This window comes from Pseudomonas sp. P7758, assembly GCF_013386485.1.
Lineage (GTDB): Bacteria > Pseudomonadota > Gammaproteobacteria > Pseudomonadales > Pseudomonadaceae > Aquipseudomonas.
The window spans coordinates 1-11,862 of record NZ_JACARS010000225.1; the positions used below are offsets into that span (position 1 = coordinate 1).

Genomic DNA, 11,862 nt, shown 5'->3' on the forward strand with positions numbered 1-11,862 from the left:
GCGAGGTGCCGAGTGGTGGGGCAAGAGCGTTTTGCTTACTTTTGCGCTGTTCAAAAGTGAGCCGCTGTAAGAGCGGAACCCATATCAGCCATCACCCAAATAACGGATATGTACTCACCCCAGGGTCCGTAACAAAACCGTCATCCCCCTGGGCTAGGCTCGCGGGCTTGAATGCCCCCGAGTCCCAATCCATGTTCAAAGGCCTCCTATACGCCGCGCTGCTGTTCACCCTGACAGCCCACGCCGAAACCTGGCCGGAGAAGGAATGGTCCCAAGGCCAGCCCCTGACCGGCCCGGCCGCCCAGGCCCTGGACGACTACGCCTTCCCACCCCGCGACGACACCAGCCGCAAAGGCGTCCGCACCGACGCCTTGCTGGTCATCCGCGACGGCCAGATCATCTACGAACGCTACGCCGCCCCCATCACCGCCAGCACCCCGCACCTGACCTGGTCCATCAGCAAAAGCCTGATGGCCACCGTGCTCGGCGTGGCCTTCGGCGAAAACCGCTTCAAACTCACCGACCCCGCCGCGCGCTTTTACCCGCCGATGAAACAACACCCAGGCGTGACCATGGCCGACCTGCTGCACTGGGCCTCGGGCCTCGACTGGCAGGAAGACTACGAATACGCCCCGCTGAAATCCTCGGTGGTCGCCATGCTCTACACCCGCGGCCACCACGACATGGCCGAGTTCGCCGCCGACACCGCGACCTCCAGCGCCCCCGGCCAGGCATTCCGCTACTCCAGTGGCGACAGCAATATCCTGTCCGCCACCCTCAAGGGCATGCTCGGCCACAAGGCCTACGTCGACTACCCATGGACCGCCCTGTTCCAGCCACTGGGCATCCACAACGCCACCTGGGAAAGCGATGCCGAGGAAACCTTCGTCGCGTCCTCATACGCCTACCTCACCGCTCGCGACCTGGCCCGCGTCGGCCTGCTGATGCAGCGCGACGGCCGTTGGGGCGAGCAACAATTGCTGCCCAAGGAGTGGGTCGCGTTCAATCGCCAACCGTTCGACAAGTACAAGGCGGGCCAGGACGAAGCCGTTCCGGGCGGCCAATGGTGGCTCAACCGCGAAGTGCAGGGCGCCGCCAGACCCTGGCCGGACGCGCCCGCCGACACCTTCGCCGCCCTCGGCCACTGGGGGCAGGCGCTCTACGTGATGCCCGAAAAACAGCTGGTCATCGTGCGCTATGGCGACGACCGCGACGGCAGCTATCGCCACAACGAACTCCTCAAGCGCGTCCTTGCAGCGGTGCAACCATGATCCGCCGTCATCCCTTCATCAGCCTGTTGATCCTGCTGTTACTCGTGTTGCTCGGCTGGGTCTGGCACGAGCGGGTCAACCTGCAAGCCTTCCCCGACATCATCGCGGCCTACACCGCCAAGGAGTACTGCTCCTGCCGATATGTGGAAGGCAATCCCGCTGATTATTGCCTGGGTTATGTGAAGCAATACGTGCCCACCAGCGCCTTCACCGACAACCCTGAAAAACACCTCGTGACCGCCAGCGGCCTGGGCCGCACCCACAGTGCCCAATGGCTGGGCCAACGCGAGGGCTGCCGCCTCTTGCCCTAATGCAGCCACAGGTGGGGCTGAGGTTCCACAGGGTGGAACCACCTTTGATTGTCCTCCTGCGCACATCGCGGTTATCTGGCGGTGTGCAACGAAAAAGAACGGGAACACCCGCCTGCGAGGAGAATCACCATGAGCCCACACCAGCACATCCTGGATTGGCTGAGCGATGTCGCCAGCGACCTGCACGCCGTGCGTCAGGACATTCACGCCCACCCTGAACTGGGTTTTGAAGAAAACCGCACCTCCGCCCTCGTGGCGCAATCCCTGCGTAACTGGGGCTACGAAGTCCATACCGGCATCGGCCAGACCGGCGTGGTGGGTGTGCTGCGCAATGGCAGCAGCTCGCGCAAGCTCGGTATCCGCGCCGACATGGACGCGTTGCCGATCATCGAAAACACCGGCGCCAGCTACAGCAGCCAACACGCCGGCTGCATGCATGCCTGCGGTCATGACGGCCACACCACCATGCTGCTGGGCGCCGCGCGTTACCTGGCCGCGACCCGTCAATTCGACGGCACCCTGAACCTGATTTTCCAGCCCGCCGAAGAAGGCCAGGGCGGCGCCGAAGCCATGCTCGCCGACGGCTTGCTGGAGCGGTTTGCCTGCGACGCATTGTTCGGCATGCACAACATGCCGGGCTTGCCCGCCGGCCATCTGGGCCTGCGCGTTGGACCGATGATGGCCTCCCAGGACCTGCTCACCGTGACCCTCGAAGGCGTCGGTGGCCATGGCTCCATGCCGCACCTGACGGTCGACCCGCTGGTGGCCGCCGCCAGTATGGTCATGGCATTGCAGACCGTGGTGGCGCGCAATATCAATGCCCAGGAAGCCGCCGTGGTGACCGTCGGTGCCCTGCAAGCGGGCCAGGCGGCCAACGTGATTCCCCAGCAAGCACTGTTGCGTTTGAGCCTGCGTGCCCTGGATGCAAACGTGCGTGAACTGATGCTGGAGCGGGTCAAGGCGATCATCCTGACCCAGGCCGCGAGCTTCGGCTGCACCGCGCAGATCGACCATCGCCCGGCCTATCCGGTGCTGGTCAACCATCCCGAAGAAACCGAATTCGCCCGCCAGGTCGGCGTCGCCCTGCTGGGTGAAGATGCCGTCGACGGCAACACCACCAAGCTGATGGGCAGCGAAGACTTCGCCTGGATGCTGCAACGCTGCCCCGGCAGCTACCTGTTTATCGGCAACGGCGTGTCGCGGCCGATGGTCCACAACCCCGCCTATGACTTCAACGACGACATCCTGTTGACCGGCGCCGCCTACTGGGGCGCGCTGGCCGAGAGCTGGCTCAAGCCCGCCTGACGACCTCTTTTTTCTGCCGCTGGACCCTTTTCCGACTGGTTGAATGGAGTGTTCCCATGCAGGCTTCAAAACAAGGTGTATCCCGCACCCGCCAGGTGGTGGCGGCGGTGATCGGCAATGCGCTGGAATGGTATGACTTCATCGTCTACGGCTTTCTCGCCAGCATTATCGCCCGGCAGTTTTTCCCCTCGGAGGATGAATACGCCTCGCTGCTGATGGCCCTGGCCACCTTTGGCGTCGGCTTCTTCATGCGCCCGGTGGGCGGGATTCTGCTGGGCATGTATTCGGACCGCAAAGGCCGCAAGGCCGCGATGCAACTGATCATCCGGTTGATGACCATCTCCATCGCCCTGATCGCTTTCGCCCCCAGCTATGCTGCCATCGGCATGGGCGCGCCGATGCTGATCGTGGTTGCGCGCATGCTCCAGGGCTTTGCCACCGGCGGTGAATACGCCAGTGCCACGGCGTTCCTGGTGGAGAGCGCGCCGGCCCATCGCAAGGGCCTGTACGGTTCCTGGCAGTTGGTGGGACAGTGCCTGGCGGTGTTCGGCGGCGCGGCGATGGTGGCGTTGGTCACACACTTCTTCGAGCCGCAAACCCTTGAAGTCTGGGGCTGGCGCCTGCCGTTCATCTTCGGCTTGCTGATCGGCCCCGTGGGCTTGTGGATCCGCCGGCACATGGAAGACCCCGAGGAATTTATCGAGGCACGCAAACAGGCCAAGGGTGCGGCGCCGAGCTTGATGGACGTCATCCGCGATCACCGCCGCAGCATCTTGGTTTCGATGGGCCTGGCCTGTGGTGCAACGGTGTCGTTCTACGTGGTGCTGGTGAACATGCCGACCTTTGCCCACAAGAACCTCGGCCTGCCGCTGGACCAGGTGCTGATGGTGCAGATGTTCGCGGTGGCGCTGATGACCGTGGTGATTCCGCTGTCCGGCCTGCTGTCGGATCGGTTCGGTCGGCGCCCGGTATTGATGGCGTTCACCCTGGCGTTTTTTGTGATGGTGTACCCGCTGTATGTGTGGGTCGCGGCGGCACCGTCCATTGAGCGTTTGCTGGTGATGCAGGTGATGTTGTGCACTGCCATCGGCGGCTTTTTCGGCCCGGCGCCGACGGCCCTGGCCGAGCAGTTTCCCATCGAAGTACGCTCCACCGGGGTGTCGGTGGCTTACAACGTGGCGGTGATGGTATTCGGGGGCTTTGCGCCGTTGATCGTCACCTGGCTCAGCAAGGTGCTGGGCACGCCGGTAGCCCCGGCATTTTATGTGCTGTTCGCTTGCGTCCTGACGCTGCTGGGCACTTACTGCATGCATGAGGCGCCACGGGCGAAACGACCGGCGCCGTTTTCCAGCGAGGTGAAACCTTGAGTATTGTTGAACTGGATGCCATCGAACTGTCTCGGGCGATCCATGCGCGGCAGGTGTCCTGCCATGAAGTGATGCAGGCGTATCTGGCCCAGGTCGAACGCTTCAACCCGACGGTGAATGCGCTGGTCTCGCTGCGCTCCCATGAGGACGTGCTGGCCGAAGCGGCGCAGCGTGATCGCGAGTTGGACCAAGGCCAATCCCGTGGCTGGATGCACGGCATGCCCCAGGCGATCAAGGACCTGGCGGCGACCCAGGGCCTGCGCACCACCCTCGGTTCGCCGCTGTTCGCCGAGCATGTTCCTCAAGAAGATGCGATCAGCGTGGCGCGGGTTCGGGCCAGTGGCGCGATCATCATCGGCAAGACCAACGTGCCGGAATTTGGCCTGGGCTCGCAGACCTACAACAGCGTGTTCGGCACCACCGGCAACGCCTATGACCCGCGCCTGGTGGCCGGTGGCAGCAGCGGCGGCGCGGCGGTGGCGCTGGCATTGCGCATGCTGCCGGTAGCGGATGGCAGCGACATGATGGGCTCGCTGCGAAACCCGGGGGCGTTCAATAACGTATTTGGCCTGCGTCCGTCCCAGGGGCGGGTGCCTCACGGGCCGGCGCCGGAGCTGTTCGTCCAGCAACTGGCCACGGAAGGCCCGATGGGTCGCAGCGTGGCGGATGTGGCGCGGCTGCTGAGTGTGCAGGCCGGCTATGACCTTCGGGTGCCGCTGTCGCTCAAGGAGGATCCGGCGATGTTTGGCGAGCCGTTGCAGCGCGACTTCAAGGGTGCACGCTTGGGCTGGCTCGGGGATTACAACGGTTACCTGCCGATGGAAGACGGCGTGATGAGCCTGTGCGAATCGGCCCTCAAGGACTTCGCTGCGCTGGGTTGCGAGGTCGAGCACTGCCAACCGGAATTTTCTCTGGAACGCCTGTGGCAGACCTGGCTGGTGCACCGCCATTGGCTGATCCAGGGCTCCCTCGGCGCGGCCTACGCCGACCCGCAAAAACGTGCACTGCTCAAGCCGGAGGCGCAATGGGAAGTGCAGGGCGGATTGCAACTGAGTGCGGCGGACGTTTACCAGGCTTCGATCAACCGAAGCGACTGGTACCGCGCCCTCGGCAAACTGTTCGAACGTTACGATTTCCTGTTGCTGCCCACCGCCCAAGTGTTCCCTTTCGATGCACAACAAGCCTGGCCACGCCTCGTCGCAGGGCGCGAGATGGACACCTACCACCGCTGGATGGAAGTGGTGATCGGCCCCACACTGGCCGGCCTGCCGAGCATGAACGTGCCGGTGGGTTTCAACCCCCAGGGCTTGCCCATGGGCCTGCAGATCATCGGCCCGGCCCAGGCGGACAGGGCGGTGTTGCAACTGGCGTACGCCCACGAACAACTGACCCACTGGGTGCAGCGGCGACCGCCAGCTTGCCTCTCGGCGACCGGTTGAGCCGCGACGGGCCTGTATCTTGCTGTGAAATCAGATCATCCATCGGCATCAAGGAGATCGACACATGGGCAGCGACGCCGAGACGGGAACCGTACGCTCAGTAGGGCGGGCACTGGCGATCATCGAATTGCTCGGCGAGCATCAGGCGCTGGGGCTGGAAGAGTTGCATTACCTGACTCACCTGCCCAAGGCCACGGTCTCGCGGATGCTGCTGACCTTGCAGGAACAGGGCTGGATCTATCGTGGGCTCAGCGACCGGCGTTACCGCCTGCGGGCCAGACGGTTGTTCGGCGACACCCAGCAACGCTTCAAGCGCCAACTGGTGGAAAGCGCCGCGCCGTGGCTGCTGGACCTCAGCGAGCGCACCGGCCTGGTGGTGGACCTGTCGAGCTTCGACGGCGAACGCCTGGAGGTGATGGAAAGCGCGATCCCCACGGTGCTGCGCAAGCTCTACCCGAACAATTGCCAGATCGTCGGCCAGCACGCCAGCCTGTTTCATTCGGCCATGGGCAAGGCGTGCCTGGCGCAATTGTCGGCGGATGAAGTGCAGCGCCTGGCCGGTCGTGAGCATGTGGCGGAAGACGATCAATACCGGGCGTGTGAACAATCCCAGCACCAGGGGTTTGGCCAACGCACCGAAGGCTACTGGGAATACCCGGTGCGCCTGCCGTTCCTGATTCGCGCGGTGGCCTTGCCGGTGCGGGCCAATGGCCGGTTGGTGGGCAGCATGGCGCTGCATTGGCCGATGGATCAGGCACCGGTGGAACGGGTGCTGAGCCTGCACCTGGCCAGCCTGGAATCGACGATTCGCGATGTGCAGGAGGCGCTGGCCTGACCACCGTTCCCCCGTAGGAGCGAGCTTGCTCGCGAAGAGCTCACAGGCACCGCGTTCATTCAGAATGCCCGCGTCATCGTTGGCAACCTTCGCGAGCAAGCTCGCTCCTACAGGAGGTCTTTGTTACTGTTCGCCCAGGTTTTTTGCCCCAAGAGTCTTTATGTCCCTGTTCAAACCCATGGCCTTCCTGCTGCTGGCCGCTGCCGCCGTGCCTGCCCATGCCGACTGGTACCTGGACAACGAGTCCTCGCGCCTGTCGTTCGTCACCACCAAGAACACCGACATCGCCGAAGTGCAGCGCTTCCTGGTGCTGCATGGCAAGGTCGACAGCAAGGGCGCGGCGCAGCTGGAAGTCGAACTGGAGTCGATCAACAGCGGCATCCCGCTGCGCGACGAGCGCATGCGCAATGAGCTGTTCGAGATCAAGACCTTCCCGGACGCGGTGATCAATGCGCAGATCAACCTGCAACCGATCAACGACCTGGCCCCCGGCGCGCAATACGAGCTGCGCCTGCCGCTGTCGGTGACCCTGCACGGCAAGACCCAGGCCTACAGCACCGAATTGCTGGCGACCCGCCTGGATGACCGACGCTTCCAGGTGGTCACCCTGGAGCCATTGGTGGTGCACGCCGAGGATTTCGATTTGCTGCCAGGGGTAGCCGCATTGCGCAAGGCCGCCGGGCTGTCGCAGATCAGCCTGTCGGTGCCGGTGGGTGCGGTACTGATTTTCACGGCGCGCTGACATGAGCGGCGCAGTGTTCCCGTGGCGCAGCGCCAACCGTTTCGAGCTGATGGTCGACGGCCCGAGTTTCTTCCCGCGCATGCTGGAAGGCATCGCCCAGGCCGAGCAACAGGTGGCGCTGGAGCTGTATCTGGTGGAGGCGGGCGCGTGTGCCGAGGCGATGGTTCAGGCCCTGGTGGCGGCCGCCGAACGTGGCGTGCGCGTACGTTGCCTGTTCGATGACTACGGCAGCCTGGCGTTTACCCTGGGCCTGCGTCGGCGGTTGATCGATGCCGGGGTGGACCTGCGATTCTACAACCGCCTGAGCTGGCGCCGCTGGATGCGCAACCTCTATCGGGACCACCGCAAGCTGTTGTTGATCGACCAGACCATCGCCGTGGTCGGCGGCACCGGCGTGACGGATGAATTCTGGACGCCCGGGGAAGACACCGCCGATTGGCACGAAGTGATGGTGCAGATTCGTGGCCCGCTGGTGCTGGATTGGCAGGCGTTGTTCGACCGTCAGTGGCTGGCGAACGACGATCGTAGAGCCTGGAAACCGGCCACGCATTTTGGCCTGCCACGGTTGCCCAAGGTGCCAGCGACAGGACCGGGGCTGGGGCGTGTGGCCTATGCCGACGCCCGCCAGCATCGGGATATCTTGCAGTCACTGATCCGCGCGCTGAACAGCGGCCACCAGCGTATCTGGCTGGCCACGCCGTATTTCCTGCCGACCTGGAGCGTACGGCGTGCCCTGCGCCGGGCGGCGGGGCGCGGGGTGGATGTGCGTTTGCTGTTGACCGGGCCACGTACCGATCACCCGTCGGTGCGGTATGCCGGGCACCGTTACTACCCGCGTTTGCTCAAATCCGGGGTGCAGATCTTTGAATACCAGCCGTGCTTCCTGCACTTGAAAATGGTGCTGGTGGACGATTGGGTGAGCATTGGCTCGTGCAACTTCGATCACTGGAATCTGCGCTTCAACCTGGAAGCGAACCTGGAAGCGTTGGACCCGGAATTGACGTTGGCAGTGGTGGAGAGTTTCGAGCGGGATTTTGCCCTGAGCCAGGCGGTGAGCCTTGAGGCATGGCAGTCGCGGCCGTTGTGGCGGCGGGTGAAGCAGCGGGTGTGGGGGTGGATTGATCGGTTGGTGGTCAACCTGCTGGACCGCCGCGGATAAGCCAGAATACCCCAATCAAATGTGGGAGCGGGCTTGCTCCCACATTTTAGATCGTTCCCACGCTCCGCGTGGGAATGCCTCTTGTGACGCTCTGCGTCAAGCTTTGGGACGCGGAGCGTCCCGGGCTGCGTTCCCACGCGGAGCGTGGGAACGATCAGTTAGAGTAGTTCGAAGCTCTGCTGCTTCACATCCTGCGAATCCAACCCGATCTGCACATTGAACTCGCCCGGCTCAGCCGCAAACTTCAGCTGGGTGTTGTAGAACTTCAAGTCTTCCTCGGTGATGGTGAAGTGCACCGCGCGCTCTTCGCCCGCCTTGAGCATGATCTTCTGGAAGTTCTTCAATTCCTTCACCGGGCGGATCATCGAGCCGGCCACGTCCTGGATATACAGCTGCACCACGGTTTCGCCATCGACCTTGCCGGTGTTTTTCACCACCACGGTGGCGTCGAGCTTGCCGGTCTTGTTCAGGGTGGTGGACGACAGCGCCATGTCCGACAGGCTGAAACTGGTGTAGCTCAAGCCGTAACCGAACGGAAACAGCGGCCCGGTGGTGTCATCGAAGTACTGCGAGGTGTAGTTGCCCGGCTTGCCCGGAGTGAACGGCCGGCCAATGCTCAGGTGGTTGTAGTAGGTCGGAATCTGCCCCACCGAACGCGGGAAGGTGATCGGCAGCTTGCCCGACGGGTTGTAGTCACCGAACAGCACGTCAGCGATAGCGTTGCCGCCTTCGGTGCCGGCGAACCAGGTTTCCAGGATTGCGTCAGCCTGTTCGTTCTCCTCGACAATCGACAGCGGACGGCCGTTCATCAACACCAGCACCAGCGGTTTGCCGGTGGCTTTCAAGGCCTTGATCAGGTCGCGCTGGCTCTGCGGGATGTTCAGGTCGGTGCGGCTCGACGATTCGTGGGACATGCCACGGGACTCGCCCACGGCGGCCACGACCACATCGGCGCCTTTGGCGGCCTTGACGGCTTCGTCGATCATGTCCTGGGACGAGCGCGGGTCATCCACTACTTCCGGGGCATCGAAGTTCAGGAAGTTGAGGTAGTCGACGACTTTCTTGTCGTTGGTGATATTGGCGCCACGGGCATAGATCACCTTGCCCTTGTCGCCGATCACGGCGTTCATGCCGTCCAGCAGGGTCACCGATTGCGCGGGTTTACCGGCAGCGGCCCAGCTGCCCATCATGTCGATCGGCGCCTTGGCCAGCGGGCCGACCAGGGCGATGGTCGCGTCCTTTTTCAGCGGCAGGGTGTTGTTCCGGTTTTTCAGCAGCACCTGGCTGCGGCGCGCCACGTCACGTGCGTCGGCGCGATGCAGGCGGCTTTCGGCGTAGGTGTCGGCCGGGTCATCCTCGGCCTTGCCGATGCGCAGGTACGGGTCGGCGAACAGGCCCATGTCGTACTTGGCGCCGAGCACTTCGCGCACGGCGTTGTCGATGTCGCTCTGTTCGATCTCGCCGGACTTCAGCAGGCCTGGCAATTCCTTACCGTAGAGCGAGTCGTTCATGCTCATGTCGATGCCGGCCTTGATCGCCAGCTTGGCGGCTTCACGCCCGTCCTTGGCCACGCCGTGCTTGATCAGCTCGAAGATCGCACCGTGGTCGCTCACGGCCAGGCCCTTGAAGCCCCAGTCCTTGCGCAGCAGGTCGTTCATCAGCCAGGTATTGGCGGTGGCGGGTACGCCGTTGATCGAGTTCAGCGCAACCATCACGCCACCGGCGCCAGCCTTGATGGCGGCGTGGTAGGGCGGCAGGTAGTCCTGGTACATCTTGACCGGGCTCATGTCGACCACGTTGTAGTCGCGACCGCCTTCCACCGCGCCATACAGGGCGAAGTGCTTGACGCTGGCCATGATGCTGTCGGCCTTGGCCGGGCTGCTGCCCTGGAAGGCCTTGACCATCACTTCGGCAATGCGCGAGGTCAGGTAGGTGTCTTCGCCAAAGCCTTCGGAGGTACGGCCCCAGCGCGGGTCGCGGGAGATGTCGACCATTGGCGCGAAGGTGATGTCGAGGCTGTCGGCGGCAGCTTCCTGGGCGGCGATGCGCCCGGAGTGGCCGATGGCGTCCATGTCCCAGCTGGATGCCAGGGCCAGGCTGATGGGGAATATCGTGCGGTGGCCGTGGATCACGTCATAGGCGAAGAACATCGGGATCTTCAACCGGCTGCGCATGGCTGCGTCCTGCATCGGACGGTTTTCCGGGCGGGTTATCGAATTGAAGGTGCCGCCGATGCGACCGGCGGCGATTTCCTTGCGGATCAGTTCGCGGGGCATTTCGGGGCCGATGCTGATCAGGCGCAATTGGCCGATCTTCTCATCAAGGGTCATCTGCTTGAGCAGGTCACTGACGAAGGCGTCCTTGTCCTTGAGCACTGCGGGCTTTGTTTCGGCTAATACGGAATGAGTGGCCAAACTGACAACAAGGCCCAGCAAACACAGCTTCTTCATGAAAATCCTTTCTCGCAGCCTTGGGACCGGAGAGCGTCTATTGTTGTTCGGGTGTTGTTCAGATAAATACCGCACACTTCTGAACTCTTATTGGCGCTGGGCATCTTTTAGCTGATTGGCACGATGCAATCCAGTGGGTGGTGGCGGATTATGCCCTAAGCCCGTGGCTAACGCGTCAGTCGGTAAATTTCATAGGTTTGGCAGGAGAAACACCATGCAAGCAGCACAAGGTTACCGTTGGGGCTGGAAGGCCGTGGCATTGATACTGGTGAGCACCGTGCTGAGCGGTTGCGGCATCAACAAGATCCCGACCCTGGACGAACAGGCCAAGGCGGCCTGGGCCCAGGTGCAGAACCAGTACCAGCGGCGCGCCGACCTGATCCCCAACCTGGTGGAAGTGGTCAAGGGCTACGCCGCCCATGAACAGGACACCCTGACGGCCGTGATCGAAGCGCGGGCCAAGGCCACCTCGATCCAGGTGGACGCCAGCACCCTCGACAATCCCGAGAAACTCAAGCAGTTCCAGCAAGCCCAGGACGGTTTGAGCGGTGCACTCAGCCGTTTGATGGTGGTGTCCGAGCGCTACCCGGACCTGAAGGCCAACCAGAACTTCCTGGCCCTGCAATCGCAGCTTGAAGGCACCGAAAATCGCATCGCCGTGGCCCGCCGCGACTTTATCCAGGCAGTGCAGGCCTACAACACCGAGATCCGCACCTTCCCTGGCCGCCTGTGGCACAGCGTGATGTACAGCGACTTGCCGGTCCGCGCCAACTTCGAGGCCACGAGTGCCGATGCCGATAAAGCGCCGCAAGTGAAATTCTGATGGGCAAGCGCGCTTGGCTGATGGCGGCGGTGCTGCTGGCCTTCAGCCTGACCGCCCAGGCCGCCCTGAATTTCCCGGCCCTGACCGGACGGGTGGTGGACAACGCCCAGATGATCGACCCGGCCGTGCGTGCGCAGCTGACCCAGCAGTTGCAGGCGCT

Annotated in this window: 10 protein-coding genes and 1 pseudogene; 10 read left to right on the forward strand and 1 reads right to left on the reverse strand. The window is 63.3% G+C overall.

Going from position 1 to position 11,862, the window contains the following annotated elements:
• Positions 1–191 precede the first annotated feature (191 nt).
• From HX873_RS30855 to HX873_RS30890, 8 genes are all read left to right on the forward strand, one after another.
• Complete coding sequence (locus HX873_RS30855; protein ID WP_177123744.1) at positions 192–1,271, forward strand: serine hydrolase; 1,080 nt, start codon at positions 192–194, stop codon at positions 1,269–1,271.
• Positions 1,268–1,582: an amidase gene (locus HX873_RS30860; protein ID WP_177123746.1), complete on the forward strand. Its 315-nt coding sequence runs from the start codon at positions 1,268–1,270 to the stop codon at positions 1,580–1,582. Before HX873_RS30855 ends, HX873_RS30860 begins: the two co-directional genes overlap by 4 nt.
• A gap of 129 nt (positions 1,583–1,711) precedes the next feature.
• The gene (locus tag HX873_RS30865) at positions 1,712–2,887 is read left to right on the forward strand and encodes a M20 aminoacylase family protein (RefSeq protein ID WP_177123748.1); all 1,176 of its coding nucleotides are present in this window, start codon (positions 1,712–1,714) and stop codon (positions 2,885–2,887) included.
• 56 nt (positions 2,888–2,943) lie between these two features.
• Positions 2,944–4,254 carry a citrate-proton symporter gene (locus HX873_RS30870; RefSeq protein WP_087692639.1) on the forward strand — a complete coding sequence of 437 codons (1,311 nt, stop codon included), beginning with the start codon at positions 2,944–2,946 and terminating at the stop codon, positions 4,252–4,254.
• Positions 4,251–5,693: an amidase gene (locus HX873_RS30875; RefSeq protein WP_177123751.1), complete on the forward strand. Its 1,443-nt coding sequence runs from the start codon at positions 4,251–4,253 to the stop codon at positions 5,691–5,693. The genes HX873_RS30870 and HX873_RS30875 overlap by 4 nt, the downstream gene beginning before the upstream one ends.
• 64 nt (positions 5,694–5,757) lie before the next feature.
• Positions 5,758–6,528, forward strand: coding sequence for a helix-turn-helix domain-containing protein (locus HX873_RS30880; protein WP_177021127.1), 771 nt, complete (start codon positions 5,758–5,760; stop codon positions 6,526–6,528).
• Positions 6,529–6,688: 160 nt separating this feature from the next.
• The gene (locus HX873_RS30885; protein WP_102606428.1) at positions 6,689–7,270 is read left to right on the forward strand and encodes a YceI family protein; all 582 of its coding nucleotides are present in this window, start codon (positions 6,689–6,691) and stop codon (positions 7,268–7,270) included.
• Between the two features lies 1 nt (position 7,271).
• Positions 7,272–8,429: a phosphatidylserine/phosphatidylglycerophosphate/cardiolipin synthase family protein gene (locus HX873_RS30890; RefSeq protein WP_177123753.1), complete on the forward strand. Its 1,158-nt coding sequence runs from the start codon at positions 7,272–7,274 to the stop codon at positions 8,427–8,429.
• 158 nt (positions 8,430–8,587) lie between these two features.
• Here the strand turns inward: HX873_RS30890 and bglX are convergent, their stop codons facing one another.
• Entirely contained in the window at positions 8,588–10,879 is a 2,292-nt protein-coding gene (bglX, locus tag HX873_RS30895) for a beta-glucosidase BglX (protein ID WP_008430891.1), read from the reverse strand.
• Positions 10,880–11,093: 214 nt separating this feature from the next.
• On the opposite strand from bglX, the gene HX873_RS30900 reads away from it, so the two are divergent.
• Together HX873_RS30900 and HX873_RS31925 are read left to right on the forward strand one after the other, a co-directional pair.
• The gene (locus HX873_RS30900) at positions 11,094–11,702 is read left to right on the forward strand and encodes a LemA family protein (RefSeq protein WP_003209150.1); all 609 of its coding nucleotides are present in this window, start codon (positions 11,094–11,096) and stop codon (positions 11,700–11,702) included.
• Positions 11,702–11,862 (forward strand): annotated as a pseudogene (locus HX873_RS31925) (methanol dehydrogenase); the annotation flags it as partial. The gene HX873_RS30900 and the pseudogene HX873_RS31925, both read left to right, overlap by 1 nt.